Source organism: Micromonospora sp. CA-244673 (genome assembly GCF_050948395.1).
Taxonomy (GTDB): Bacteria; Actinomycetota; Actinomycetes; order Mycobacteriales; family Micromonosporaceae; genus Micromonospora.
Genome location: NZ_CP192019.1, coordinates 3,034,444 through 3,061,406, shown reverse-complemented (window position 1 = coordinate 3,061,406; position 26,963 = coordinate 3,034,444). Strand labels below are relative to the sequence as shown.

Sequence of the window (26,963 nt, the reverse complement as noted above, 5' to 3'; positions counted from 1 at the left end):
GTCCGACCATGGTCTCCGAACGTCCGACTCTGCCGAGATGTGCGCACCCGATCACGGCGGCAGCGATGCCGACGACAGCGCGTGCGGGCCGTCGGGCACCCGGTCGCCGGGCTCGCCCTCGTGGCACCATGCTGCGCTATGGATCATCAGGGGCAGCTTCGTCGTGCAGCGCTCGCGTTGGGCATCCCGGACGACGAGGTCAGCCGGTTCATCTAGCACCTCCGTTTGTCGATCCGGTTGAGCGCAGGATCCAGCGGTGTTCCGGTCGGGCAGTTCGGTGGGTTGCCCCGGCTGCCGGTGGGCATGGACTGGCCGTCCGACGGGGTCAGTCCGTTGCCGTTCATCTTCTCGGTCGACTGCGCGGCGCTGCCAAGAGTCGACGGCTTCGGCCTGCCGGCAGACGGCACGCTGCTGTTCTTCCTGAACCACGAGCAGGCCGCTGCCACCGGCGAGCGGAGGTACGGGCGGGTCGTGTATGTGCCGGCCGGCACCGATACTGAGGTGGCGGCAGGATCCACCGACCACGCGTTCGTCGACAAGCCGTACGACGTCGGCGCCACGCTGCGCGCGGAGTTCCCCGATTGGTTCGGGGCGGACGAGGACGAGGATGACGAGGACGAGGACGACCTGTCGCCCTTCCAGCAGCAGTTGGCCCGTGACCTCGAGCGTGACCTGCCGCACCTTGACGAACTCTGTGCTCTGGCCAACGATCTCTGGCCGCCTGACAACGGGTACGCCAGCGCCTATATCGGCGGGTATGCCGACGAGGAGGTGATCAAGAGTATTGCGGAGCAGACCCTCGCGTGGCGCGAGAAGTCCGGCGAGATCGTCATCCCGGTCGCGAAATGGTATTCCCGTGTGGAGAAGGAGACGCACCGGCTGACGAGTGAGTGGGTGTCGCTCGCCCGCTTTCCCGTAGATAACGAGTTCTATTACCGGAGTGACGGGAGTTTCGTGATCCGTCACGATGACCTGGCCGCTGGTCGGCTGGACGAGGCGCTTTCCGTGGCTGAGTTGATCCCGTAGAACACCGGCGGCGCCGGATACGGCCCCCATCTGCGTTGCCGGCGATGCCGACGCCAGATGCTGGGCATCCGCCATTGCCGATGAGCGGTCTCTCGCGGACGGTCACCAACACGCCGAACATGGCCTGCAGATCGGACATGGGCAGCGCGCGAGTGGGCGATTCCATGCATGCCACGGTATTGACCCTGGCTCACCTCATTGCTCGCCAATGTCAGCCGTCACCCAGGACTAAGGGTTGTCTCGCAGCTCTTCTGGTCACGAATCCCGGTGGACTGTCAGGAGCGATGATCAGAGACTGTGGCGATGGAGCCGACAGAGTGTGCGCTGATCGTCGCCGTGCCCGAGGCCGAACGGGCCGTGGGGCGCTTCCGGTCCGCTCTGGACATCGCGGCCAGCTGGGGAGTGCCCGCTCATGTGACCGTGCTCTACCCGTTCTTGCCCCCAGACCGGATCAACGAGGATGTGCTCGCCACCCTGAGCCAGATCTTCGAAGCCACACCGCGGTTCGATATCTCGTTCGCGGAGGTCAAGTGGTTCGGAGACAACGTGGTCTGGCTCTCGCCGCAGCCGGATGGCGGGTTGCGCCAACTCACCGCGGCCGTGTGGCTGCGATTCCCCGAGGCTCCGCCGTATGCCGGCGCCCATGCCGACGCCGTACCGCACCTAACCATCGGCCATGACGTCCCGAAGCACGTCCTGGCCCAAGCCGCCGAGGCTGTCGCCGGCCACCTGCCGATCCGCGCCACTGTCGAAGCGGTCCGGCTCATTGCCGGGGCGCCGGAACCCGACTCCTGGCACACACTGCGCGAGTTTCGGCTCGGCTCGGCATAGCGCCGCTGCATAGCTACGCCCCTCAGCCGACCCGTACTGACCCAACTCGGGACGACACGTAGTGATCGGCAACGATGTCCGTGTGCAAACGATCACCGCGTCCCGATCAGACTGGATTCACCCGTTCACCGGCCTGCGCCCTACCCAGTTTCGGCGGCTGGTGCGCCTGGTTGCCGCCCGTGGCGGCTCCGCCATCGCCGATGGCCGCCCGGGCCGGCAGTGGGCACTGAACCTCGCGGATCGGGTCTTGCTGGTCGCCGCGTATTGGCGCACAAACCTCACGATGCGCCAGCTCGGACTGCTGTTCGGCGTCTCACACTCGACCGTACAACCGGGTCATCGACAGCCTCGGGCGTCTCCTGGCCCTCGCGCCGGTGCGCCGCCGGCCCAAGGACCAGATCGCCATCGTCGACGGCAGCGCTGGTACCCACCCGCGACCACCGCCTGGCCGCCCAGAGCAAGAACTACCGGTACTCGGCCAACCTGCAGGTCGCAATCGACGCCAACACCCGCCGGGTCATCGCCCTCGGCAATCCGCAACCCGGCAACCGCAACGACACCGTCGCCTACCGCACCAGCGGCATCGCCACCGCCCTCGCCGGGCGGACGGTGATGGCCGATGGCGGCTACCAGGGCAACCCCGAAGTGATTATCCCCCACCGCAAACCTCGCGACGGCAGCCCACCACCGAAGTGGAAGGAACGCCTCAACGCTGAACACCGCGCCATCCGGGCCCGAATCGAACACACCCTCGCCCGGATGAAGACTTACAAGATCCTGCGCGACTACCGCCGCGCCGGCACCACCCTGGCCACCACCGCCGCCGGCATCCCCCATCTCCACAACATCGCCCTCGCCGGCTGACCGCCGGACAGCACCGGGGACGTTCCCCGCCCGAGTTACGAGACGCCGCTTAGAGGCACTGTCATGCCGCGATGCGGGCGCTGAGGTGTCGTGGATCAGATGGCGGATACGTGCCGACGGAGGACCCTGTGAGAGCCGGGAGGTGAGGGATTCCTCCCGGCTGGTCGACCTGGCCGCGGATCAGGCGGTCGCGGCCGGGGCGTACTCGGGCTCGCGGCCCTCGCTCGCGGCCGTGGCGTTGCCGCAGTCCGTCGTGGAACGCCGGACCACCAGTGCCAGCCCGGCGAGGATGATGGCGGCTGCGCCCAGCTCCGTCGGGCCGACGGGCTCGTCGAGCATCAGCCACGCCGCGCTGAGCCCGAAGACCGGCACCAGGAGGCTGAACGGCGCCACCCGGGCGATCGAGTACCGGGCGATCAGCCGGTTCCAGATCCCGAAGCCGACGAGGGTCGACACGTAGGCGACGTACGCCACGGCGAGCAGCGCGCGCCATGACATGCCGCTGATCGCACCGAGGACCGCCTGTGGGCCGTCGACCACGCCGGCCAGGCCGAGCAGCGGCACCGGCGGCACCAGGCTCGACCAGACCAGCAGCGAGAGCGGTCGCGTCTCGCCGCTGGCTCGCATGACCAGGTTCGCCACGGCCCAGCTGGCCGCCGCGAACAGCGTCAGCACGAAGCCGATCACCGTGGCGTGGCCGCCGCTGTCGATCGCCAGCACGCCGATCCCGACCGACCCGACCAGCACGCCGGCCACCTGCGCCCGCCCCGGCCGCTCCCCCAGCACCGCCGCCGCCAGCAGTACCGACATCAGCGCCTGCGCCTGCAGCACCAGCGAGGCCAGACCGGCCGACATGCCAGCGGCGAGCGCCGTGAACAGCGCGCCGAACTTCAGGACGCCGAGCACCAGCCCGTAGGCGACCACGTAGCGCAGCCGGGCGCTGGGGCGCGGCACCAGGAAGACCAGCGGCACCGCCGCCGCGACGAAGCGCAGCGCGGTCAGCACCAGCGGCGGCAGGTCGCGCAGGCCCAGCTCGATGGCGACGAAGTTGACGCCCCAGATGGCGGCAACGAGCAGGGCGAGAAGTCGGTGCGATGCTTTCATGGCGACAACGCTGCCCGAGCGAACGCTTAAGGACCAGTTCAAAGTTCTTCATCGCTGTTGTAGCGTGGCTACATGGACCTTGATGTTCGCCGGCTCCGCGTGCTGCACGAGGTCGCGCTGCGCGGCAGCGTCACCGCCGCCGCCACGGCGCTGCACGTGACCCCGTCGGCGGTCTCCCAGCAGCTCGTCCAGCTGTCCCGGGAGGCCGGGCACGAGCTGGTCGAGCGGGCCGGGCGCGGAATCGTGCTCACACCGGCCGGCGAGGTGCTGGCCGGCCACGCGAAGACCGTGCTGGGGGCGGTGGAACAGGCGGTGGCCGGGCTCGCGGCGATCCGTCACGGGGTCAGCGGCACGGTGCGGGTCGGCGCGTTCGCGTCCGCGGCCGGCGCGCTGGTGGCCCCCGCCGCCGCCCGCGCGCGGGCGAAGCACCCCGACCTGGACGTGCGGGTGATCGAGGCCGAAGACCAGCAGAGCCGCCTCGACCTACGCTCCGGCACCCTCGACGTCGTGGTGTTGCAGGAGTACGACCACGTGCCCGCGCCGCTGGTCGACGACCTCGACCGGCACCCGATCACCACCGACCCGATGCACCTGATAACCCCGGTCGGGTGGCGCCGTCACACCGGCCGGCTGAGCCAGCTGCGCGATGTGCCATGGATCGCCAGCGCCGAGCACACGCCGTGTCTACGCTCCACATTGCACGCCTGCCGGCTCGCCGGCTTCGAGCCGGACATCCGGCACCGCTCCGTCGACTTCGCGCTCACGCTGGACCTCGTCGCGGCCGGGCTGGGCGCCGCGCTGGTGCCGGAGCTGGCGCTGCGCCACGTGCCACCCGGGGTGCACGTGGAGCCACTGGTCGAGCCGGTCACCGAGCGACGCATCTTCGCGGTCACCCGCGCCCTCGGCGGCACGGCGCAACGGCCCGCAGTGGACGCCCTCCTGGCCGAGCTGAGCGCCCCGGCCAAAGCCCGGACCTGAGCCGAACGGTGCGGTGAGCCCGAACGTCGTAACCACGCCCTACGGTGACACCATGGACTGGAAGATTGAACTCATCCCCGTTCCGGTGACCGACGTCGACCGGGCCAAGGCGTTCTACCAGAAGGTGGGCTTCAACGCCGACCACGATCACGCGGTGCACGAGGGCCTGCGGTTCGTCCAGCTGACGCCACCCGGCTCGGCCTGCTCCATCGTGATCGGCGAGGGCATCACCGCCAAGACTCCCGGCACCCAGGAAATCCAGGTTGTGGTCGCCGACGCCGAGGCGGCGCGCCGGCAACTGCTCGACGCCGGCGTCGACGCCAGCGAGGTCGACGTGCAGCCGTGGGGCAACTTCGTCTACTTCGGCGATCCGGACGGCAACAAGTGGTCGCTGCAGGCGATCGCGTCGCGCCCCAACGGCTGACCGACGGCCCCTGCCAAGGCACTGATGTGCCGCCGACGCGACGCTCACCAGCCGCGACTCTCCGACTCTGCCGATGAGCGAAGGTGTCAGATGGTGTCGGATCGCTTACCTCGGTCGATGCATGCTCGGACGCGCAAGGCCCTAGCATTGCCCTGATGATCGAGGACTTCGCGGATCGGCTCCTGTGCGACCTGGCCGGCCTCGACCCCTGCACAGCGGTCGTCGAGGCTGGCGAGCAGGATGTCGACGGCCTTACCGACTACAGCCCGGAGGGCCACCAGGCCCGCGCCGACCTCGCGGCCCGCGCCCTGCGCGAGCTCGAGATCCTGGGCGACGCACGGCCGACCGCGACCCCGCTGCACGGCCACCTCACCGAGCGGCTGCGTACGCGTATCGCCTTCCACGACGCCGGGGAGGACCTGCGCGAACTACACGCGGCGGCCACCGGGCCGCTCCAGCTCATCCGCCAGGCCGTCGAGGCCGCGGTCCCCGGCCGCGGCGCCGAGGGCGCGGCCTTCGAGGAGGGCTGGGCTCGTGTCGGCGCACGCCTGGCCGCGATCCCGGCAGCCCTGAACGGGTACGCCCGCAGCCTCCTACTCGCCGCGGAGCGCGGCAATGTGCCGGCGCGGCGCCAAGTCGAGCTCGTCGCGCAGCGCTGCCGAAACTGGATCGACGACGATGTCGCCCTGGTGGATCGCTACGGCGAAGGATGTCAGCGGGCGTCGTTGCAGGCCGCAGCGGCGGGCTCGCGAGAGGCGTACCAGAAACTGGCCCGGATGCTGACCACCGACCTGGCACCGCGGGCCGTTGACGAGGAAGCGTTCGGCCAGCAGCGGTACGCGCTCTGGGTCCGTACCTTCCTCGCGGCCCAGCCTGACCTGCGCGAGCTGTACGACTGGGGCTGGGACGAGTTCCGCGCGACAGAGGCAGAGCTGATCGCGGAAGCGAAGGCCCTGGGCGGGACCGTGCCAGAGGTGCTTTCCTGGCTCGACAGCCCCGACGCACCCGGCACCCTGAGCAGCAGGGAGGCGTTCGCCGCGTGGCTGCAAGAGCTGTTGGAGGTCACCACCGAGCGGCTGGACGGCGCGCACTTCGACATCCCCGCCCCGCTGCGGCGCATCGAGTCCCGCGTGACCACGTCGTCCGGCATCGCCTACACCGGGCCGTCGCGGGACCTGACGCGACCGGGCCGGGTCTGGTGGTCGCTCCCCGAGGACGCAGCAAGCTTCCCCACCTGGTACGCCCACAGCACCGCCTACCACGAGGGGGTTCCCGGCCACCACCTCCACCTCGGCGCCGAGGCCTGCCGGGGAGGCCTCGGGCAGCGGCTGAACCTGCTCGGCGGCCTCTCCGGCAGCCAGGAGGGCTGGGCACTGTACGCCGAGCGGTTCATGGACGAGCTCGGGCTCTATGAACAGCCGGGTGCTCGACTGGGGTACCTGTTCATGCGGCTCCTGCGGGCGGCACGAGTGGTGCTCGACATCGGCCTGCACCTGCGACTGCCGATGCCGTCTGGTGACAGAGCACCGTGGACGCCGGATGCCGCGCTGCAACTGCTGCGGGACCGCTGTCACCAGGGGCCCTACGCGTCCGCCGAGCTCGCGCGTTACCTGGGCCGGCCAGGGCAGGCGCTGGCCTACAAGGTGGGTGAGCGCGTGTGGCTGACCGGCCGCTCGGCCTTTCCCGGCGACCGGCGCGCATTTCATCGCCGGGCGCTGGAGCTGGGCTCGCTGGGCTTGGATCAGTTGACGGCCGCCCTTGCGGGTGATGGGGCACCACTCGTGCATGGCGGGGACACAGGCCAGGGACCGCGCTCGTAGCCGCACCTCACTGACGTCCGACCAGTCTCAACTAGGGCCAGACTGGCAGCGCGTACCGTCCATCGCCCGGCGGCTCCGCCTCCGTCAGACGCGAGGGCTCGGATCTTCGTCCGGTGACGGGGCTCGGGTGGGTGGTGCCGGAGACAGATCCGGGCGGGCGCCGGTGATCGCAGCCGCCTGTTCGTGTGCCCGGTCCAGAATCGCCTCCGCCTCCCGCCGGGCGGCAATCACGATTCCCTCGGCCTCGAGCCGCGCCTCGGCGCGGTGGTCGTCGGCCTGCTGCTCGGCGAGCTTGAGAATCTGTTCCACCCGGGTGCCGAGGCCGCTGAGGGTTGGCCGCTGCCGGTCCCGCCGTCGTCGTTCCCGAAGGACCGCCGATCCTGTGGTCGTCCCGTCGTCTGTCAACCCAGCGTCGTCGTGGTCGACCACGTCGTCCGCAACGAGATCGGGTTCCGTCGTACCGACCAGGGAGAGCGCGATGCCGAGCGCGGCGATCGCGATGCCGGGCCAGACGGCGGCCGGCCCAAGGGACGAACCGACCAGGGCGCCAACACCCAGACCGAAAAGGGCGGCCGCAGTCCTGGCCGGCTTGCGCATCGGTCCTCCTCACGTGATGCGGGCATGGGGCTTCCGGTTCCAGCATGAAGACCAAGTCAACCCAGCTCGATTGCCGACGGAACGTCCCGAGGCAAAAGGAACGGCTGGATCAGGAGAGCTTGGTAGTCGGACGCCAGTTCGTTCATCGCTTGGCGGGGTGGCGGCCTTGTCGCCCGTGGTTTGCCGGCCGGGTCTAACCAGTTCTGACCCACGTCAGCATTTCCCGCCAGTCGCCAGGAGACGGCGTGTGAGCGGCGTTGTCGCCGATGCGGACCTCGGCGTCGGGCATCCGCGCGGCGATCAGTGGCGCGTCGGCGACAGCTCTGCCGGGATCGCGTCGACCAGCCCAGATGAGGACCCGGCAGGGCACGTCCCGAAGGTGGAATCCCCACGGACGGATGTCTGTGGCCAGCCAGTCGTTGACGAGGCCTGCGACACCTTGCCGGGCGCCTTCGAGGTTGGACTCCTCATCTGGCTGCATCCAGGTGTCCTGGCCAGCCGCCAGCAGCTCCCGGTGCTGTCTGAGGGGGTCTTCGGCGTACCAGGCGGCAGCGCGAGTCACGTAGGGGCGGCCGAGTCCCGGGATGGTGCACACCGCCCACGCCTGGAGGCGCTGCCAGCCGCGTACCGTCCGCAGCTCCCGGTATGGTCCGGTGAACCCGGCGGTGACGACGCCGGTGAGGCGTTGCGGGAACCGGGCACCACAGGCCACAGCGTACGGCGCGCCACCGGAGAAACCGGCCACTCCGAAGCGCTCGATTCCCAGCGATCCCATCAGCGCACCGACGGCATCGGCGACGCCGAGCAGGGTTGGCCGGCGCGCGGGTGTCGACCGACCGTATCCGGGCCGGTCCACGGTGATCAGGCGAACACCCACCAAGGCCGCGTCCTCCGGTCGGCTGAGCCGAGAACCCGGCGTGCCGTGCAGGTACACAACTGGCACACCGGCCGGATCGCCGTACTCCGCCCAACCCAGAACCCGATTGTCGGGTAGTGCGAGATCCATGTCGCTCCTTCGCTTCCCAGAGGAAACCGTGGTCACTTCCACCAGCCCTCGGCGGAGTGTCACGCATCGTGTGACGCCGACCCGTTAGGGATCAAGCGGAGTACGACAGCCTGGCATGCCGGCAGGACTCGAAGTCGACGCACGACAGGAAGTGTGGACACGGCGGGAAGTCTCCTCGCCGTAACCTGTTCGACGGCGCCGCCGTGCCGGGGGGCGACGTCCAGGCGGTGAAGGTTGTTGGCCCTCGGCTTCCGTCCCGACGGGCACGCGCTGCGTCGGCGCTGCCTTGAAGGAGTTTCCGGGATGATTGTCGTACCAAGGCGCAGCCGTTCGTCGTACGAGTGTGCCGCGGCCGGCCGGGCCACCGGACACGAGGCGTCGGGTGAGGCCCTCGTCCGGGGACTGAGAGGAGACGACCATGACGGAGTACCTGATCACCTTCAACGATGAGTGGGTGCCCGACCACACCGCGGAGGAAGTGCGCGAGAAGGGCCGGGCCGCCCGGGCCGTGATTGAGGAGATGCAGGCTGACGGTGTCCTGATCTTCAGCAACGGCGGGCTCGACCGGTCCACTGTGGTGTGCAGTGTCGAGGCGGTTGACGGCAGGCCGGTCTTCACCGACGGCCCGTACGTCGAGTCCAAGGAGCACCTCGGCGGCTTCGCCGTCGTGGACGTGCCCGACGACGCGGCGGCGCGATATTGGGCCGGCAGGCTCGCGACGGTGCTCGACTGGCCGCAGGAGGTGCACCGGTTCCGCGGTGCCGGGGAGGCCCGGCGTAACGCGCAGCAGAAGCGTCCGGCTCAAGGCACTGCTCGGGCCTGACGGCCCTCCCAGCGCGCGCCTTCGCCCCCGCCCTGAAGGGCGGAGCACTGGCCCGCATTCCGGTAGCGGTCGAAGCCGCCGTTGGCGAGCAGTGCGCGGAGTGTCAGGACGGCTTCGGCACCGGGGCTCCGCCCGGCTGTCGACGCGTTCGTCCGACAAATTCGCTACCCGGCGGCCGGAGCGCGGTGATACACAACCGAGGTGCAAAACATTTTGGAGTTCCCCGAGGTCCTGCGGCTGATCGAAGACCGCTCGGCCGCGTTCCGCGCCGCGATCGCGTCCGCCCCCGACCTCGACGTCCAAGTCCCGACCTGCCCGGACTGGACGCTGCGCGAACTGGCGCAGCACCTCGGCGATGGCCGCCGCCGCCAGGCCGCCATCATCGCGGCGGGCCCGGGCGCTGAGCCCCCGGCGAGGACGGACCCGAAGGGCGCCCCGACCGCGCCCCGCGACCGCGAAGCCCTGGACGCCTGGCTCGCCGAGTCGACCGAGCTCATGCTCGACGCGATGCGCGAGGCCGGCCCGGACCGCGGCTGCTGGACCTGGTGGGGCCGCTCGCAGGCCCCGGAGACCAGCGGAGCCGTGGCCCGGCACCAGATCCAGGAGATCGCCGTCCACACCTACGACGCCCAGCTCACCCAGGGGGCCGCACATCCGCTGCCGACGGATGTCGCGGTCGAGGGCGTCGATGAGTTCCTGACGACCGTCGCGGCGACGACCGTCCCCTGGCCGTTCAAGCCGGCGACCATCGACCTGCACACGACCGAGGGTCGCTCCTGGCGCCTGACCCTCAACGCCGACGGCGTCCGCTGCGACGACCTCGCCGCCGACGCGGAGCCGGGCGACATGGCGATGCGAGGCGCAGCGAGCGAACTGGTCCTCTACTTCTACGAGCGCGTCCCGCTCGACGGCCTGGAGAACACCGGCGACACCGAGCCGATGGAACAGCTCGCGGACTGGGACCCGAACGCGTAAAACGCGCACGTCCCTGCCTGCCACCGACCCACACGCCGTGGAGCGGGGCAGGGCCAGGGCGACAAGGTGGAGCGCCCTGCTGGACGTACGATCTTGTCGCCCTGGCCCTGATCTGCTCGGCTTCGCCGTGGTCAGTGGCTGGCGTGCGTGATGGCATCCCCCGAACGCCCCCGCCGGTCACGCCCCTGCTACGGACAGGGTGTGCCCGGGCAGACGTCAACGACCTTGCCGGTGAGTAGGAACACCGCCTTCTGCCTTTGGGCCCCGGCCTGAGCGCGCGGGAACTCGTGCGGATCCTCCCCGTACTCCGGTCCGGCCGGTGCGAGGTTCGTCGGCGGTGGCGCGTACGCCGTGCCGCTGTTCCAGATCACGATCGCCGATCCCCGGTACGGGTATCTGCGGATCGGGGCGATGCCCCAGTACGGCCGCACGTCCGCCGACCAGCCGTCGGCGAGCGCCGGGGTGTGGATGCGGGCGCCGATCGTGCGCGCCTGCACCTCGGCCGCGGCGGGCGAGACCTGGTGGTCGCCGAAGGCCACGTGCATCAGCACCTGGTGCGCCGGGGTGCGCGGCAACGGGCGGTCGGTCATGTGCTGGGCGTACCCGTTGGCCTCGGAGCGGTCCCACAGCATCTGCAGCAGTGCGAGGATCAGCTGATGGTCGACCTTGTCCGGGTAGGAGCCGTCCATGATCTGCTGGAACGGGGCGAAGTCGACGCTGCGTTGCAGCAGCGTCGAGTAGTTCATCGCCGGCACGCCGAGCACCGACCGGGTCCAGTCCTGGGCGATGGCGGTGAGCGCGCCGCCGTTGATGCCGCCCTGGCTGTTGCCGTCGTAGTGCAGCCCGCCGGCCACGTCGATCAGCGGCCGCGCGGCGGCGTCCCGGAACGCCGGGTGGGCGGCGAGTCCGCCCGGGTGGATCATGGCTCGGCCCAGGAAGAGGAAGTTCAGGAAGCTCTGCTGTAACCGGTCCACCACGGCGGGGAAGGCGCTGAGGTCGGTGAAGGCGCCGGCCACGTAGGGGACGTCGGCCGCGGCCATGCCGATCCAACTGGTCGCGCAGAAGGTGAAGTCGTACGTGTTCGACATCGTCTTGACGTTGCCGGCGTTGATCTCGGTGGGCCGGCCGAGCAGGCCGTGGCCGTAGAGCGACAGGTGCGCCGGTTTCGCGGCTGAGGCGCTGCGCGGGATGTTGCAGACGAAGTCCGCCGTCACCGTGCTGCCGGACGGCGTGGGCAGGGCGTTCGCTTCCGGTGGCGTACCGTCGCCGCCGGCCGGTCCGTAGTGCAGCCGCGAGCCGGGCCCGCCGTCGCCGGTCAGATAGGACGGCACGCCGATGGTGCCGGTCACCTGCCGGGCGATCAACGGATCCTGCTCCGGCGAGTAGTCGGTCACCTGGGTGACGGTGAACGACGGTGCGGCCCGGCGGAGCGCGGCGAACGCGGTGTCGCGGATCGCGAGCATCCGCCCGGTCAGCCCGTGCCGGCTGGCCACCGTGAAGTCCCAGGCCAGGTAGAGGCTGTGCCGCTTGACGCCGGCCCGGCCCAGGTCGGCGAGGATCCGTTTCATCTGCGCGGCGCGTGCGTCCCGGTGGCCGAGGCCGGCGCCGGTCACGTACGCGCGGAACGCCTTCGGCGCCGGGACCGTCGCCCCGGTGCCGTCGCGCATGCCGCGCAGGCCCACCACGTACCGGGTGCTCTCGGTCAGCGCGACCGCGGGCCGGATGATCAGCAGTTGCCGGTCGGGCTGGCCGGCGGCGTGCGCGTCCAGCTCGGCCCAGTACGGGGTGCGCTCGCCGGTCCGGGTGTTGAGCAGCACGATCGGCGCGTCCGGTGCCAGCGAGCGGCCGATGTCGGTGACCGGCGCGATGCCGGTCGCCGCGGCGTCGAGGCCGGGCACGCGCACCAGGATCGGCGAGCCGGGGCTGAACCCGTCCTGCCGGTTCCACTCCGTCGGGTCCATCGGCGTCCCCGCCACATTGGCGGGCATCGCCGAGGCCGCGAACCGCACCCGCTTGCCGGTGGGGCTGGTCCGGTCCGGCACCGTGAAGTAGTCGTTCGGGAACGGCAGCAGGCAGGCCGTCGGGTCGATGGGGTCGCACGTCCGGTCGCCGGCCGGCGCCGGAGCAGCGGGCGGCGTCGCGGCGGCGGCGGAGCCGAGCAGCACGGTGCCCGCGGTCACCAGCACGGAGACGGCGAGGCGGAGGCGTCCGGGTGTGGTCACGCGTGTCTCCTTCGACACTGGACGGTGGCCTGACGGTGAATGGTGGGGTTCTTCCTACGCTCGTGAACAGCTGTCGGCAAGGGCCCGGTGACCGGGCACCGCCCGCTCCGGCAGGTCGGTGCCCGGCGCCTTCCGCCGTCCGCCGCCCGAGGAGGGGCGGCGGATGAGCGTTCGCGGTCCAGCGCTCGGTTTTTCTGGGCGGACGCGAGGCATCCCTTTCCCATCCGTCCACATCGGGTGGACGGTCCGGGAAGGCGGTTGCGTGCGCTCAGGCGCGCTCGGCGGCGTACGTCGCGATGATCGCGCCGGTGCTGGTCACCTGGCTGTCGGCCAGCCGCAGCGGACGGTGTGCGCCGTCCGTGCGGAACAGGCGCTTCCCGCCGCCTACGAGCACCGGGTCGATCATCAGCCGGAGTTCGTCCAGCAGGTCCCGGGCCAGCAGCGACTGGACGAGCCCGGGGCTACCGATGACGTGCAGGTCCCGCCCCTCCCGCTGCTTCAGAGCGCGCACGGCCGTGCCGAGGTCGCCGCGCAGCAGCGTCGACCCGGGCCAGTCGAGCGGCCCGGGGAGGGTGGTGGAGGCGACGTACTTCGGCAGCGTGTTGAAGGGCTCGGCGAGCACCTGCTGATCCCGCGGCGCGTTCGGCCAGTGGGCGGCGAAGATCTCGTACGTGCCACGCCCCAGCAGGTAGCCGCCCGCGCCGCGCACGTTCTCGATCACCCAGTTCATCGACAGTTCGTCGAAGTAGCGGGCGTGCCATCCACCGTGCCCGAACCCACCGCTCGCGTCCTCGTCGGGATAGCTGGGTGACTGCACCACCCCGTCCAGCGTCATCCACACGTTCGCGATCACCTTCCGCATGCCGGCCTCCCACCGATCGGTGCCCGCCGTCCCGCGCCCGTGGGGCCGGACGGCTCTGTCAACCCCTGGGACGGAGCCGAGGGCTCCTCTTCGACATGACGGGCCTCCCCTGCGTTCTCGACCCGCCGCCGCGTCGTTGGTGCAGCGGGTGACGGGCCGCGACGGGCCGGCCCCGCGGGCCACGAAGAGTGGAGTGGGCGAGCTGGTCGTGATCGAGAACGTGACGCCGGACAGGGGCCTGCGGGCGTCGGGCGAGGAGGCGTGCTGCCGTTCGGCCGCCGCGATGGTGTCCGGTCTCACCGCGGCCTGGCCCGGCGGGTGCCGCCAACCGGCCGGTACGCTTGATCCAGTACAGACCGTACCCATATGTCCGCCAGCGGAGGGGTGACCATGTCCGATCACATCGACCTCGCTCGCCTGCGGGAGGTGCTCGACGGGCCGTGGGCCGCCGTCCGCAACGCGCACCGGGACCACCTCGACGCGCGCTTCCTCCCGGTCTACGGCGAGACCGGCGACCAGGCCCGCGCGCGGATCACCCGGCTGCTCACCGAACTGCCCACCGAGCTGGGGATCGCCTCGGCCTTCCCGACCGAGTACGGCGGCAGGTGCGACGTGGGGGGCTCGATCGTCGCCACCGAGATGCTGGCGCAGGTCGACCTGTCGCTCATGGTCAAGGCGGGCGTGCAGTGGGGCCTGTTCGGCGGCGCCGTCAGCGCCCTCGGCACGAAACGGCACCACGACGCGTACCTGCGGGACATCATCTCCGGCAAGGTCTTCGGTTGCTTCGCCATGACCGAGACCGGTCACGGCTCCGACGTCCAGCAACTGCGCACCACCTGCACGTACGACCTGCACACGGAGACGTTCGACCTGCACACTCCGCACGAGGCCGCCCGCAAGGACTACATCGGCAACGCGGCACGCGACGGGCGGATGGCGGTGGTCTTCGCACAGCTGGTCACCAACGGGCGGCGGCACGGCGTCCACGCGTGGCTGGTCCCGATCCGCGACGCGCAGGGCAACCCCCTGCCCGGTGTGACCGTCGGCGACGCGGGGGCCAAGGCCGGCCTGCTCGGCGTGGACAACGGGCGGCTCAGCTTCGACCACGTGACGGTGCCGCGGGACATGCTGCTGGACCGGTACGGTCAGGTCGCGCAGGACGGGACGTACACCAGCCCGATCGAGAACGACTCCCGCCGCTTCTTCACCATGCTCGGCACCCTGGTGCGCGGCCGGGTGAGCGTGGGCGGCGCCGCGTCGGCGGCCACCAAATCGGCGCTGACCATCGCCGTGCGCTACGGCGACATCCGCCGGCAGTTCGGCACGCCCGACGCGGATCGGGAGGTGCTGCTCAACGACTACCTGGCCCACCAGCGCAAGCTGCTGCCCGCCCTGGCCACCACGTACGCGTTGCACTTCGCCCAGACCGCGCTGGTCGCCGCGCTGCACGAGGTCCAGGGCGGCGACGGCCCGGTCGACGAGCACCGGCAGCGGGAGCTGGAATCCCGGGCCGCCGGCCTCAAGGCTGCGCAGACCTGGCACGCCACCCGCACCATCCAGATGTGCCGCGAGGCGTGCGGCGGCGCCGGCTACCTGTCCGAGAACCGGCTACCCAGCCTCAAGGCCGACACCGACGTCTTCACCACGTTCGAGGGCGACAACACGGTGCTGCTGCAACTGCTGGCCAAGGGCCTGCTCACCGGCCACCGCGACGAGTTCGGTTCGCTGGACGGCTGGGGGCGCGCCTCCTTCGTCGCCGAACAGGTCCGCGAGATGGTGCTCGAACGCACCGCCGCCCGGTCGCTCATCGAGCGGCTGATCAGCGCCGTGCCCGGCCACGACGAGGAGGTCGCCGTCACCGACCGCGGCTGGCAGCTCAAGGTCTTCGAGGACCGCGAGCGGCACCTTCTCGACGGCGTGGTCCGCCGCCTCCGCAACGGCGCGGCCACGAAGAAGGACCACCCCTTCGACATCTTCAACGACGTCCAGGACCACGTCCTCGCCGTCGCGGCCGCGCACGTCGACCGGATCACCCTGGAGGCGTTCGTCGCCGGCATCGAGGACACCGCCGACCCAGCGGTCCGGGCGCTGCTCTCCCGGGTCTGCGACCTGTACGCGCTCAGCGTCATCGAGGCCAACAAGGGCTGGCTCCTGGAGCACGGCCGGCTCACGCCGGCCCGCTCGAAGGCGGTCACCGGGGTCGTGAACGGCCTGCTCAAGGAGCTGCGCCCGCACATGCGGACGCTGGTGGACGGCTTCGGCATCCCGGACGCGTGGCTGCACTGCGCCATCCTGCGCGAGGAACCCCTCCGGCAGGAGACGATGGCCGCCCACGACGCCGCCGGTGATCCGCAGACCGTCGCGGCGTAGCGGGTTACCGCCGGGAAACGGAAACGGATCTCGCCATGACGGACGACGACTGGCGTGCCAGTTCCGGGTGCCGGCGCCGGGCGTCGTCCGCGGCCGGGTCACGCGGGTCGTCGTCATAGAAATGATCACGAGACACGCGCGGATTGCCGGTTGCTGAGACAAGCTCTCAGCTGATTGTCACCGACTCCCCCACCGGGATGCGCGCGTACTCGGTGCCGCCCTTGAAGTCCAACCAGCCGTCGAAGTACTCCTGGCCGAGCTCGTTGAGCGTGGCGTCGTGGATCGGGAACGCCCGCTTCGGCCGCACCGCCCGCACGAAGTCCAACGCCTCGCAGAGCTTGAGCCAGGGTGCGGCAGCCGGCACGAGCAGCGTCGCCACCGGCGACGGCGGGACGAACAGCGAGTCGCCCGGGTGGTAGACCGTGCCGTCGACGACGAAACCGACGTTGGCGCAGCCGGGCAGACCGTCGTAGATCTCTGCGTGTGCCCCGCCCACGACGTCGACGGCGAACCCGGCCGCCGTGAACCGCTGCCCCGCATCGACGGCGACCGCTGCACCGGTCAGCTCGGGGGCCGATTCGATCGCTGCCGACGGCAGGTACACCCGGAACGCGGAATTGCGCTGACTCGCCGCCACGAGCTTGGCGATGTCGAGGTGGTCGGGGTGCTCGTGCGTCACCAGCACCTCGTCGACCCCGTCGAGCGCTTCGGCCTCCGAGAACGTCCCCGGGTCGATCACCAGCACCCGGTCGTCCGCCTCCAGGCGCACACAGGCGTGGCCAAATTTGATCAAGTGCATGCGCCCACTATGGCAGGGACGGTCGAAGGCGGGGCCTGCCCTCCCCCTCGTCGGCATGAGCACGTACAGGGCGGCAGATGCACGCTCCATTCCTTACCGGCTATGGAGTCCAGCGGGCGCGCAGGACCCCATCGGCATCGGGAAGGACGGCCGTCATGAAGGGCCGGCGTTGCTCGTCGTACACGGGTAAAGCTGTTGCGGCAGCCGCATCTGCTAGTCGCGCGCGTACTGCAGGCTGGTCGGACTCCTCGATAAGACGGCTGGTGATCCGGCCTGCATGGTCCTGCCAGGCCACTTCGACAAGTCCTTCGCCGGGCAGCGAGTCCAGCACACCCGGGACGTCGGCGCTCAGGTCGGGCCAGACGAGCAGTCGCGCGCGAGGTGCCAACCTGTCACGGACCGTGTCGACGGTGCTCGAGGTCAGCCGGTGCCATCGCGAGTCGTTGTGTACGTAGCCCTCCTCGAGCAGCGCGCCGCCGAGCTCGTCAACCAACCCTGCCAGGTCGGCCCAGAAGGCCGCGTCGGCGGAGCGGACGTCGATGTGGTCGTCGTCCAACCCGAAGACGTACGGCGAGTCGGAGATCGGCTCCGCGAACAGACCATGCTTGTGGGCGAAGGTGACCGCCCTGGGGCAGGCAGCGCTGCTGCCGACATAGACGTACTGGTCCCAGCCGACGTGAACGAAGAAGTCGTCCCCCGCTTCCAGCCGGCACCATTCGCCGTCGCCACGAAGCATCAACCGCACCAACTTCACGGCCTGATCCAGCTGAACAGCGGCGCCGTCGTAGTAGCCGTCCATGTCGACGCCGAACAACTCGACGAGCCCACCGAAACGTTCGCGGGAGTCCGATCCGATGCCCATGACGATGGGGACCGACGGCTCCCGGATCTGCAGGACGTCCACGCCGGTGTCCTCGGCGAAGGACGCCACCGTGTCCAGATAGGCTGCCTCGACCGGACCGTAGTCGCTGTCGGTGTCTTCGCGACCAACGTACCGGCCCCGCTCATCTCGATCAGCCGGGTTGTACTTCGTCACCCGCCAGACGCGAAGCGTCCGAGCCTCGCTCCCCATCGTCACCTCACGATCATGGCAAACCGCTGACGCGGACCGACGGCCCGACGCGCGTGGTTCCCGGGACCGAGTGGTTCGAGCGCACACCTCTCGGCAGATCCGGTCGTGGCGTCGCACCCTCCGGACCCGCGGCAGATCCGCGCACCGAACCGAGGCAATCCGGGTGCTGTGCCCGGCCGGCTTCGATGGCAGCTCTCACCCGGATTCGAGATGACCCGCACGTTGCTGGGCGAACGCCGGACGACCGGCAATCCAGATCGTTACGTACGTGGCGATCCTGCTGCGATCATTCGAGACGTACAGCTCGTGCTCACGGGTCTTGGCGTCGCGCAGTTCGATCTCGAACCGTCCGTGTCGATGCTGCTGATGACGACGTACCACTCCTGGCCGTTGCCAGTCGGCTCGATCGTCAGGAACGTGTTGTCGCGGCTGTCAAGGTCGCCCATCGCCTCGAAGATCGCATCTTCCGAGGGCCCGTCGATGACCACACCGGACTCCGGCTCCAGGCGAACGGCACACCCGTCAGTGCCCGTCACAGCCTCTCCCGCCGAAGTTCCTCGCGTCGGGCGCAGCATACCGGCGTGCGGCCCTCCCCGCGCATGCTCATCGGCACGAGTGCGCGCAGTGCGCTCAGCAGGCACGCCGGTCAGGTGCCGGCCATCGTTGGCGGAGCGAACAAGTGCGGCGCCGGATCGGCGGCGCGGATCGCGACGACGACCTGTGTCAGTTGCTGGTAGTCGCCGCCGGACGCCCTCATGAGGGCGTCCGCATCAGCGTGGTTGCCGAGGTAACACTCGGCGATGGCCGACAGGAGAAACGCGACGTTGCACAGGTCCGGCGGGTCGATACCCGGCCGAACGTCGAGAAGCAGCGACCGAGCCTGCTCCGGCCGCTGGTTGAGCAGGTGAGCAAGGCTCATGGCGACACGAGCCGACAACATGTGCGGCTGCACGTGGAAGGCCAGCTCGGCCAGCTCCGAGATCTCCACGACCTCTCGGTGTTCCACCGGTGAGCCGTTCACCACTGCGCCGTACAGGTACCACAACCCGAACTGAACGGTGAGCACCTGCCCGATCGCAGCGGCGGCCATGGGGTCGGTGCGGTCGGCGCGAGCCAGCGCCGCGAGCCGCTTGGCGTCGGCAACGAAATCCGCCGCCGACAGCGTGTGCCCCGTGCTCCAGCGCTCTTGGAAGGCGGCGAGCGCCAGTCGCGGGTCGTTGTCGTCGGGGACAGGATCTCCGAGACGATGGTCGCCGACCTCCTCTCGGATGATCGTGCGCACCGTCCGGCTTATCTCCGCCTGGTAGTGGCCCGCCCGTAGCGCGGCGCGGGTGGCCGTCGGCGCCAGAAGCCAGCGGAGCAGGTTGCGGCCGTCACTGCGGGGCGACGTCCCGGGGATGAGATTGACCACCCCGAGCAGCGCCCCGACAAGCGCTGCGCCGAGCAGTACGACGCGGGTGAACGCTGTGTTCGTCAACGCCGCCGCGGCGCCGAGCACCGCCGCGGTGCACAGGTTCACCATCGGGCCACCGAGGTAGAACAACACCATCCGCAGCGGCAACGCAGCCGCCGCCGGCGCCGGCCGGACCCACACTTCGCTCCGCCAGCCGGTGAAGGGCGCGATACGGACCGCGGTGACCGGCAGACCCAGCAGCTTCGCCACGGCGAGGTGCCCGCACTCGTGCAGGACGATGTGCACCCACAACGACACGCAGGTGAGGCCAACGGCGGCGATCGCACCCGTCACGGACTCGGTGACGATCAGCGCGAACGCCATCGCCTCCAACACCAGGAGCACGCACGCGACGACCAGCCGTCGGCGGGAGGAGATCACCGGCAGATGGTACGGCGGGACAACTGAGGCCGAGGTCCCTGCCGTACACACGCCGCACACCGCGACGCCGATCCGCGTTCGCGATGCCCGCCCGGCTTCGCCATCCTCTTCGGCCGCCGGCCGTGCCCGCCAGCTGCAACCGTCCGGCTCTGCCGATCAGTTCACACAGAGGCAGAAGGGGTGACCTGCCGGGTCGAGGAAGACCCGGAAGGAGCTACCGGGTTGGTGCGGGTGTTTGGTTGCGCCGAGATCGAGCACTGCCGCCTCGGCGACGTCGAGGTCGTCAACGATCACATCGAGGTGCATCTGCTGGGGAAGCTCCTGGGTTGGCCACTCCGGCAGCCTGTACCCATCCACCTGCTGGAAGGAGATGCACTGACCGTACTCCGCGCGGACCTCAGCCCAGTCGGACGAGACGTCAACCTTCCAATCCAACATTGCGCCGTAGAACCTTGCGAGTGCACCAGGATCGGGACAGTCGATGACGATGCTGGGAAAGCGAGCGATGGCCATGCCGGCAATGGTACGAGCGGTCACGGACGATCCACCTCCGGCGCCGCGACGTGCGGCCTTGTCTCCCGCCGCACGTCCGCCCATGGCCGGACATCGATCCTGCGCAAAGTCTCAAAGTAGCCGCGAGGCGCTCGTGACCGAAGATGCCATCGACGCTGATCGCCGGTGTCCGGACGAGCACAGTGCATCCGATCTCGGGGCGATGTCTATTGCCTACGATCGACCGGATGGAGCGAGTCGACCGCTAGCCGATGTTTATCTTGAAGGTTGACGCCTCTCCGTCCTTGGTGGTCAGCGTGACTACTCCGAAGGTGATGATCGGAATCGAGACGGTTCCTGTGCCTCGGTAGAAGCCTGTTGCCCGAGTGATTCTCACGGCGAGGGCGGCAAGGGTGGCGGCCATGTGGTCATCGGCGTCGACCTTCGGCTGGGTGAGACCGTGTTGGCCATGCGCCTCGGCCCAATCGCGAATGGCGCGCGAGTCTCGGCTCACGTCGGGAAGGATGGATTCGTTGGCCCACGCCCAGAGCCAGGAGGCCGCCGAAGGGTTATAGCTGCCGATAATCTGGCCCGGAGCCGTAGCGGTTTTGTCCGGGAAAGTCCACGTGATGATGCCGGTGCGCTGGTCGAGACCCCAACGGTCCGCCGTGCCCAGCCCCCAGGACATGTGCGCCTGAGCGAGTTGGCCGATCATGTCCTCACCCTGCAGTAGCAGCGTTCTCAGGTCTACGTGTCCAGGCTCCGACGAGCTGCTGTCCGAACCACCGTTACGCCTGAGGAATCCCATGGGTGCGCAGTCTTCCACAGGACCCGTGCGTTGCTTCCGACATCCGAATCTGCCGTCGACCGTGCGTCACGTGGACGACTACGCCGTTGTGGCTCCGGCAACGGCGTAGTGCTGCTGGTTTGCTGCGGTGCTCCGGACGACCTGGATACCGGCGGTCGTGGTGGTCACGATTGCCACGGATGCGGCGACCAGCAGCATGGTGGTCTCGGCCAGGACGGTGCGCATGTACTCGCCCCCGTTTGCGGTGGCGGACAGGTACTGCACGGCTGCGATCAGGTTGAGGGGTACGGCGACGATCGCGCTCATCCGCCACCACGCCACTGGCGCTGTGGGTGCGACCGGTGGTTCGGTGCGCCGGGCCCGGATGACCCAGTTGGCGACGCCGGCCCAGGCGGTAAGCAGCGTGAGAAGCAGCAGACAGAACATCGCTGCGGACAGCTCGCGAAGCGGCACGATGCTGTCGAGCATGTCCACCGTGCCGGACCCGTCGTGGGTCACTACGCCGATCCGGTGCTCGTACGCCGCGAGGGCGACGATGGTGTGGAAGATGTCAACGACCGTGAGGGCGACAAGGGCGGTCACCGCGGTGCGGGCACCGGACATCTGACGACGATAGCTGAAGGTGAAACATCGCTTGACCGCTGATCCTTGGTTCACGGGTCGCCTCGTAGATTCCACGCTCGGGTGCACGGATCTGCCGCTGACCGCGCTGCGTCGCTTGACCATGGGCCGAGCGTGAGGGAAGACGGTTAGCTTGCCTCGCGGTCGGGGGACGCCGACACTTGCCGCGTGACGACGGTGTACGCAATCGACGGGAGGCGGGTGCAGACGCTGGAGGACTTCTGGCGAGTGATCGGCGAAGCCGTGAATGGTCCGGGCGGGTACTTCGGCCGGAACCTCGACGCGCTCCACGACTGTCTGCACGGAGGGATGGGCGCCCCCGAGGACGATGACTACGTCTTCGAGTGGCGTCACCACGAGGCTTCCAGGCGCAATCTTGGATACACCGAGACGGCAAGACAGCTGAAATTCCGGCTCGATCGCTGCCACCCGTCGAATCGGCCCTTGGTCAAAGCTGATCTCAGGGCCGCGAGGGCTGGAACAGGTCCGACCGTCTTCGACTGGCTTACTGGCATCCTCGACGAGCACGGCAAACTTCGTCTGGCATAGCGCTAATGCGGCTCAGGATCGGGGTAGGGGTCCTCGACCTGTCTGTTGACCATCTCCTCCTAGCCGACGATGCGCTGGGTCTGTTGACCCGTCGAGAACATCCGCATCTGCCGCTGACCGCGCGCCGGTCAGCGTCCGCTCGTGCCGGTGTGCGTGCACGGGTGCCGCCAGAGCGTGCACGGGTGCCGCCCGATCATGCTCGTAGTTGGAACCGATAGGCCAGGGGCGGCGATACCTCCGGCACCGCCCACGGGCAGCCATCCTTGCCGGATGGTTGCCCCTTCGACTGGCGCTCGGTCCCCGGCTGAGCGGGTGGTCAGGCAGCGTGGCGGGCGCGCCGGCGAGCTCGGATGAAGGCTGCATCCCGCGCACGTCGCCCACCAGGGCCACGGAACGGACCTCGCGTTCCTGCCTCCACAGCGCCCACTCGGCGGCGGCCCGCACCGGCAGCAGATGCAGCGGCGAGCCCGCAGGCGCTGCGGCGGCGACCGACCCTGATCCCGGTCGGTCAGGCGACGCGACCCCAGGCTGCCGGACGTCGACGACGCCTGAGCCCGGCTTCAATGGGCGAGCGAGGTGACGAGACCTGCCGCGAGAGCGGCCCGCTCCAGCATCCCGGAGACCGTGGCGTGCTCGTCGCGGGCGTGCGCGCCCGACCCGACGGCACCCACGCCGTCGAGCACCGGCAACCCCAGGGCCGCGGCGAAGTTCCCGTCGCTGGCGCCGCCGACGGCAATCTCCCCCAGCTCGAAGCCGAGCTGCCGAGCCAGCACACGGGCCTGGGCGAACAGGTCGGCGATGGCCGGGGTCCGGGCCATGACGGGCCGGTTCCACCCGCCATCGACACGGGCCTGGACCAGCGGGTTGCTTGGCCGCCACCCGCGCAGTTGCCGCTCGATCCGCTCCGCTTCGGCCTCGGAGGAGACCCGTACGTCGACGCCGGCGTGCGCCGAGCCGGCGGTGACGTTGCGGCGAGTGCCGCCGTCGACGACACCGACGTTGACGCTCGTGCCGGCCGGCAGATCGGTCAGCGCGGTGGCGTGCAGGACGAATTCGGCCAGCGCGGTGACGGCGCTGGCGCCCGCGGTGGGGTCGAGCCCGGCGTGGGCCTCGACGCCGGTGAGGGTGAGGTCGAACAGCCCGACGCCCTTGCGGGCGGTCTTGACCGCGCCGTCCGCGCTGGCCTCGAACACGAGGACGGCGGCCGCGCCGTGGCAGGCTTCTTCGATCACCGGGCGGGAGGCGGGGCTGCCGAGTTCCTCGTCGCCGTTGAGGATGAGGCGCACCGGCGGACGGGGCAGGCCCAGGGCGTCAAGGGCGCGCAGCGCCCACACCGCCTGCACGAGGCCGGCCTTCATGTCGAAGACCCCCGGCCCGCGGATGATGTCGCCGGTGACATCGAACGGGATGTCCTTGATGGTGCCCAGCGGCCAGACGGTGTCGTAGTGGGCCAGCACGGCGACCGGTGCGGAACCCTGCGAGGTGCCCGGGTAGTCGAGCACGAGGGTGTCGCCGTGGTCGCCGCCCGGCGCGGTGCGCGCCGCGGCCGAGAGGCCGAGACGCTGCTCCACCCAGGCGCGAACCCAGTCGCGGCCGCGGGCGAGGGCGGCGAGGTCGTCGCTGGGCGTTTCCAGCCGGACGTACGCGGCCAGGTCCGCCAGCATGTCGTCGCGGTGTGCGCGCAGGAAGCTGTCGACCGGACCCAGGTCGAGGTGGCTGGCCACGCTCATCGCGCGGCCTCCGGCTCCACCATCCGGTCCAGCACGGTCAGCCGGTCCTCGCTCATGGTCGACGGATCGGCCTCGACCTCGGCGAGCTGACCGAGCATGGCGCGCAACACCGGCACGTCGATGTGGTGACGCTCGGCCGCTTCCAGCACCGGCGCGTACTGGGTGGGCACCTCGGTGGCGCGATGTCGCACGGCGATGTCCCGCCAGATGCCGCTGCGGGTCTTCGTCTGGGTGCCCAGCCACGCGACGAGAGCGTCGGTGGCCGCGTCGGCGTCCGCCGGGCTCGCGTCGGCGGTGTAGGCGGTCGGCCGGAACGCGTCGAAGGGCTCCAGCGTGAGGCTTTCCGCGGCGGCGACCGCGAAGACCTCCCGGGCGAGGGTGTGCGCGGCGGGACGGTGCCGGTCGAGCAGTTGCGCCATGGCGTCGTCGGCCAGGGCCGTCGCGGTGAGCATCGCGCCGAAGCCCAGCTTGGACCACAGGAAGCCGGCCACGTTGTCGCTGGCCACGGCGGGGCCCCAGGCCTGCAGGTCCTGGACCAGGGTGCGTACCCGGTCGGTGACCGCGCCGGTCAGCTCACCGATCGCCATGGCGCCGGCCCCACCGTCGGCGATGACCCCGGGGGCGGTGACGTCGGCGAACAGGTCGACGAAGGCCGCGATGGTGCGCTCGGCGCCGACGTGGCGGGCGATGACGTCCTCGTTGAGCCCGTTCTGCAGGCTGACCACGTACCCGTCGTCGGCGAGGTGCTTGGCGAGCCAGGCGGCGGCCCCGTCGGTGGCGTGGGCCTTGACGGCCAGCAGCACCCGGTCGAGCGGGGCGGTGACCTGGTCGGGCGTCAGGGCCGCGGCCACCCGCTGCGCCTCCCGGGTGCCGGCGCGCTCCAGGACGATCCCGTCCTCGGTGATGGCGGCGACGTGTGCCGGGTCGGCGTCCACCACGGTGACCTGATGTCCGGCCCGGGCGAGGTGCCAGGCCACGGTGCCGCCGATCGCCCCGGCGCCGACGATGGTGTAGCTGCGGACAGTCACAGGGTTGCTCCTTGCGTGGGGTGCGGATCGGGTGCCTGCACGTCGCTGAGGCCGGGCCAGTGCGGCGGCAGGGTGGTGGTGCCGGCGGACGCGCCGCCGTCGACCCGGAGAACGGTGCCGGTGACCCATTCGGCGGCCGGCGACACGAGCCACGCGACCGCGGCGGCGATGTCGTCCGGGCGTCCGCGCCGGCCGAGCGGGTTCACCGACACGGCGGCGGCGTACTCCTCGGTCACCGGGTTGGCCGCGCTGTCTACGGTGACGAACCCCGGGCTGACGGCGTTGACCCGGATGCCGGCGGCGCCCAGCTCGACGGCGGCTGCCCTGGTCAGCATCTCCAGGGCAGCCTTGGAGGTGCTGTAGTGGGCGGCACCGGGGCGGGCCCGCAGCGCCGCGCCGGAGCTGATGTTCACCACGCTGCCGGGCCGTCCGGTCGCGACGGCCAGCTCGGCGAAGGCGCGGGTGGTGAGCATCGGCGCGCGGACGTTGACGGCCTGGACGCGGTCCCACACCGCGGCGTCGAGGTCGAGGAAGCTGCGGGCGGGATAGATGCCGGCCGCGTTGACGACGGCGTCCAGCGGTCCCCCGCGCTCCCAGGCCTTGATGACGACGCGGGTCGGTGCTGCGGGATCGGCGAGGTCGGCGACGTGGGCGTCGGTGTCGGTGCCCAGGGCGTCCAACGTGGCGCGCAGTTCGGGTTCGCGGAGGTCGACACCGGTGACAGCCCAGCCGTCATTGGCGAACTGGGCCGCGATCGCGGCGCCGATTCCACTGGCGGCTCCGGTGACCAGCACGTGCCTGCTCATTCGATCTCCTTGCCCTTGGTCTCCGGCATGGTGGCGTAGACGACGATGCCGATGACGGCGGCCGCGGCGGCGTAGATCCACACCTTGTCGCGGTGGCCGTGGGTGGCCAGCCAGGTGGTGACGTAGGGGGCGGTGCCGCCGAAGATCGCCACGGCGAGGGCGTAGGGCAGGCCGATGCCGGTGGTGCGGACGTCGGCGGGGAACTGCTCGGCCATCACCACGGCGCAGTTGGCGGAGTAGCCGACCAGGAAGAAGACGCCGGCGAGTTCGACGAGGAACAGCGACCAGAAGCCGCCGCCGATGATCTGGAACGCCGGCCAGGCCAGCACGAGGAAGCCGATGGCGAACGCGAGCAGGGTGGGCTTGCGACCGAAGCGGTCCGACAGTTTGCCGCCGAAGGGCAGCAACACCAGGAAGATCGCGATGGCCAGGGTGTTGGCGAGGAACGCGGTGGTCAGCGGGATGCCCTCGGCGGTGTGGGCGTAGCCGGGCATGTAGCTGACCCACATGTAGTAGAGCAGGGTGCCTGCGATGGTGATCCCCACGACGCGCAGCGCGGCGCGGGGGTGCTTGACCAGCATGTCCTTCACCGGCCGCGGCTTGGGCTGCCCGGCCCGCCGCTGGGCGAGCTCGGTAAAGGCGTCGGTCTCCTCGACCGAGACTCGCAGCCACAGCCCGACCAGGCCGAGCAGGCCGCCGATGCCGAACGCGACCCGCCAGCCCCAGGTGGCCAGGGCGTCGTCGCTGAGGGTACGGGTCAGCAGCGTGCCCAGCAGCGAGGCGATCAGCGCGCCGGCGCCGACGGACACCTGCTGCCAGGAGCCGACGAATCCCCGGCGGCCGGGCGACGCGGACTCGATGAGGAAGGCGGAGGACGTGCCGAACTCGCCGCCTGCGGAGAAGCCCTGCACCAGACGGGCGAGCACCAGGACGATCGGGGCGAGGATGCCGATGGCCGAGTACGGCGGGCAGATCGCGATGACCAGCGCGGCGCCGGCCATCATCGCGATGGTCAGCGTCATGCCGGCCTTGCGGCCGTGCCGGTCGGCGTAGCTGCCGAGCAGGGCGCCACCGATCGGACGCATGAGGAACCCGACGGCGAACACGGCCAGCGTGGCCAGCAGGGCGGCGCCCGCATCCCCCTTCGGGAAGAACTGCGCGGAGAAGATGGGCGCGAACGAGGCGTACAGCGCCCAGTCGACCCACTCGACCGTGTTGCCGATCGAACCGGCGATCACGGCACGGCGCTGCTTGTCGGTGAGGGGCACGGCGGGCGCACGGGTGGGTGCGGTCGCGGTGGTCGCGGTCACGGCGAACCTCCG

General features: G+C 70.3%; 24 protein-coding genes and 2 pseudogenes. 10 read left to right on the top strand and 16 right to left on the bottom strand.

The features are described from left to right. The first annotated feature begins 225 nt into the window (after window positions 1-225). The 3 genes and pseudogenes from ACQP12_RS14315 to ACQP12_RS14305 all read left to right on the top strand — a co-directional run bounded on the left by ACQP12_RS14315 (window position 226) and on the right by ACQP12_RS14305 (window position 2,721). Window positions 226-1,026 (top strand): DUF1963 domain-containing protein, encoded by an 801-nt coding sequence (locus ACQP12_RS14315; RefSeq protein WP_433288210.1) that lies wholly within the window; start codon window positions 226-228, stop codon window positions 1,024-1,026. 303 nt (window positions 1,027-1,329) lie between these two features. Further along, entirely contained in the window at window positions 1,330-1,857 is a 528-nt protein-coding gene (locus tag ACQP12_RS14310; protein ID WP_433288208.1) for a 2'-5' RNA ligase family protein, read from the top strand. A gap of 82 nt (window positions 1,858-1,939) precedes the next feature. Further along, a pseudogene (locus ACQP12_RS14305) lies at window positions 1,940-2,721 on the top strand (transposase). Window positions 2,722-2,901: 180 nt separating this feature from the next. Here the strand turns inward: ACQP12_RS14305 and ACQP12_RS14300 are convergent. Continuing rightward, entirely contained in the window at window positions 2,902-3,825 is a 924-nt protein-coding gene (locus ACQP12_RS14300; RefSeq protein ID WP_433288206.1) for an EamA family transporter, read from the bottom strand. Window positions 3,826-3,897: 72 nt separating this feature from the next. Between ACQP12_RS14300 and ACQP12_RS14295 the strand changes: the two genes are divergently transcribed. From ACQP12_RS14295 to ACQP12_RS14285, 3 genes are all read left to right on the top strand, one after another. Next, complete coding sequence (locus tag ACQP12_RS14295; protein WP_433288204.1) at window positions 3,898-4,803, top strand: LysR family transcriptional regulator; 906 nt, start codon at window positions 3,898-3,900, stop codon at window positions 4,801-4,803. A gap of 52 nt (window positions 4,804-4,855) precedes the next feature. Then, entirely contained in the window at window positions 4,856-5,227 is a 372-nt protein-coding gene (locus tag ACQP12_RS14290; protein ID WP_433288202.1) for a VOC family protein, read from the top strand. A gap of 155 nt (window positions 5,228-5,382) precedes the next feature. Further along, window positions 5,383-7,047, top strand: coding sequence for a DUF885 domain-containing protein (locus ACQP12_RS14285; RefSeq protein ID WP_433288200.1), 1,665 nt, complete (start codon window positions 5,383-5,385; stop codon window positions 7,045-7,047). Window positions 7,048-7,212: 165 nt separating this feature from the next. Here the strand turns inward: ACQP12_RS14285 and ACQP12_RS14280 are convergent. Together ACQP12_RS14280 and ACQP12_RS14275 are read right to left on the bottom strand one after the other, a co-directional pair. Then, window positions 7,213-7,389, bottom strand: a pseudogene (locus ACQP12_RS14280) (cell division protein DivIVA); the annotation flags it as partial. A 448-nt stretch (window positions 7,390-7,837) separates the two neighbouring features. Further along, window positions 7,838-8,650 (bottom strand): alpha/beta fold hydrolase, encoded by an 813-nt coding sequence (locus tag ACQP12_RS14275; RefSeq protein ID WP_433288198.1) that lies wholly within the window; start codon window positions 8,648-8,650, stop codon window positions 7,838-7,840. A gap of 418 nt (window positions 8,651-9,068) precedes the next feature. Here ACQP12_RS14275 and ACQP12_RS14270 point away from each other — a divergent pair, with 418 nt between their 5' ends. Both ACQP12_RS14270 and ACQP12_RS14265 read left to right on the top strand, forming a co-directional pair. Beyond that, window positions 9,069-9,473: a YciI family protein gene (locus ACQP12_RS14270; RefSeq protein ID WP_433288196.1), complete on the top strand. Its 405-nt coding sequence runs from the start codon at window positions 9,069-9,071 to the stop codon at window positions 9,471-9,473. A gap of 201 nt (window positions 9,474-9,674) precedes the next feature. Further along, window positions 9,675-10,448: a maleylpyruvate isomerase N-terminal domain-containing protein gene (locus tag ACQP12_RS14265; protein WP_433288194.1), complete on the top strand. Its 774-nt coding sequence runs from the start codon at window positions 9,675-9,677 to the stop codon at window positions 10,446-10,448. A 188-nt stretch (window positions 10,449-10,636) separates the two neighbouring features. On the opposite strand, the gene ACQP12_RS14260 is transcribed toward ACQP12_RS14265, so the two are convergent. Both ACQP12_RS14260 and ACQP12_RS14255 read right to left on the bottom strand, forming a co-directional pair. After that, a complete protein-coding gene (locus ACQP12_RS14260; RefSeq protein WP_433288192.1) occupies window positions 10,637-12,670 on the bottom strand; it encodes a hypothetical protein in 2,034 nt (677 codons plus the stop codon). 268 nt (window positions 12,671-12,938) lie between these two features. Continuing rightward, window positions 12,939-13,532: a dihydrofolate reductase family protein gene (locus tag ACQP12_RS14255; protein ID WP_433288190.1), complete on the bottom strand. Its 594-nt coding sequence runs from the start codon at window positions 13,530-13,532 to the stop codon at window positions 12,939-12,941. 390 nt (window positions 13,533-13,922) lie between these two features. Between ACQP12_RS14255 and ACQP12_RS14250 the strand changes: the two genes are divergently transcribed. Then, window positions 13,923-15,902 carry an acyl-CoA dehydrogenase family protein gene (locus ACQP12_RS14250; RefSeq protein WP_433288188.1) on the top strand — a complete coding sequence of 660 codons (1,980 nt, stop codon included), beginning with the start codon at window positions 13,923-13,925 and terminating at the stop codon, window positions 15,900-15,902. A gap of 166 nt (window positions 15,903-16,068) precedes the next feature. Here ACQP12_RS14250 and ACQP12_RS14245 read toward each other — a convergent pair whose 3' ends face one another. The 7 genes from ACQP12_RS14245 to ACQP12_RS14215 all read right to left on the bottom strand — a co-directional run bounded on the left by ACQP12_RS14245 (window position 16,069) and on the right by ACQP12_RS14215 (window position 21,510). Then, the gene (locus tag ACQP12_RS14245; RefSeq protein ID WP_433288186.1) at window positions 16,069-16,701 is read right to left on the bottom strand and encodes an MBL fold metallo-hydrolase; all 633 of its coding nucleotides are present in this window, start codon (window positions 16,699-16,701) and stop codon (window positions 16,069-16,071) included. 100 nt (window positions 16,702-16,801) lie between these two features. Continuing rightward, a complete protein-coding gene (locus tag ACQP12_RS14240; protein ID WP_433288184.1) occupies window positions 16,802-17,779 on the bottom strand; it encodes a hypothetical protein in 978 nt (325 codons plus the stop codon). Between the two features lie 254 nt (window positions 17,780-18,033). Next, complete coding sequence (locus tag ACQP12_RS14235) at window positions 18,034-18,309, bottom strand: hypothetical protein (RefSeq protein ID WP_433288182.1); 276 nt, start codon at window positions 18,307-18,309, stop codon at window positions 18,034-18,036. Window positions 18,310-18,419: 110 nt separating this feature from the next. Further along, window positions 18,420-19,607 carry a hypothetical protein gene (locus ACQP12_RS14230; protein ID WP_433288180.1) on the bottom strand — a complete coding sequence of 396 codons (1,188 nt, stop codon included), beginning with the start codon at window positions 19,605-19,607 and terminating at the stop codon, window positions 18,420-18,422. Between the two features lie 156 nt (window positions 19,608-19,763). Further along, a complete protein-coding gene (locus ACQP12_RS14225; RefSeq protein ID WP_433288178.1) occupies window positions 19,764-20,144 on the bottom strand; it encodes a VOC family protein in 381 nt (126 codons plus the stop codon). A gap of 220 nt (window positions 20,145-20,364) precedes the next feature. Further along, window positions 20,365-20,814, bottom strand: a complete 450-nt coding sequence (locus tag ACQP12_RS14220) for a DUF6882 domain-containing protein (RefSeq protein WP_433288176.1) — start codon at window positions 20,812-20,814, stop codon at window positions 20,365-20,367. Between the two features lie 171 nt (window positions 20,815-20,985). Further along, window positions 20,986-21,510, bottom strand: a complete 525-nt coding sequence (locus tag ACQP12_RS14215) for a hypothetical protein (RefSeq protein ID WP_433288174.1) — start codon at window positions 21,508-21,510, stop codon at window positions 20,986-20,988. 186 nt (window positions 21,511-21,696) lie between these two features. Between ACQP12_RS14215 and ACQP12_RS14210 the strand changes: the two genes are divergently transcribed. Then, on the top strand, window positions 21,697-22,077 hold the full coding sequence (locus ACQP12_RS14210) for a barstar family protein (RefSeq protein ID WP_433288172.1): 381 nt from the start codon (window positions 21,697-21,699) through the stop codon (window positions 22,075-22,077). 560 nt (window positions 22,078-22,637) lie between these two features. Here the strand turns inward: ACQP12_RS14210 and ACQP12_RS14205 are convergent. From ACQP12_RS14205 to ACQP12_RS14190, 4 genes are read right to left on the bottom strand one after another with little or no spacing between them, the layout of a single operon-like run. Next, complete coding sequence (locus ACQP12_RS14205) at window positions 22,638-23,807, bottom strand: M20 family metallopeptidase (protein ID WP_433288170.1); 1,170 nt, start codon at window positions 23,805-23,807, stop codon at window positions 22,638-22,640. Then, window positions 23,804-24,835 (bottom strand): ketopantoate reductase family protein, encoded by a 1,032-nt coding sequence (locus ACQP12_RS14200; protein WP_433288168.1) that lies wholly within the window; start codon window positions 24,833-24,835, stop codon window positions 23,804-23,806. Before ACQP12_RS14200 ends, ACQP12_RS14205 begins: the two co-directional genes overlap by 4 nt. Continuing rightward, complete coding sequence (locus tag ACQP12_RS14195) at window positions 24,832-25,641, bottom strand: SDR family NAD(P)-dependent oxidoreductase (RefSeq protein WP_433288166.1); 810 nt, start codon at window positions 25,639-25,641, stop codon at window positions 24,832-24,834. Before ACQP12_RS14195 ends, ACQP12_RS14200 begins: the two co-directional genes overlap by 4 nt. Continuing rightward, window positions 25,638-26,951: an MFS transporter gene (locus ACQP12_RS14190; RefSeq protein ID WP_433288164.1), complete on the bottom strand. Its 1,314-nt coding sequence runs from the start codon at window positions 26,949-26,951 to the stop codon at window positions 25,638-25,640. The genes ACQP12_RS14195 and ACQP12_RS14190 overlap by 4 nt, the downstream gene beginning before the upstream one ends. Between the last annotated feature and the right edge of the window lie 12 nt (window positions 26,952-26,963).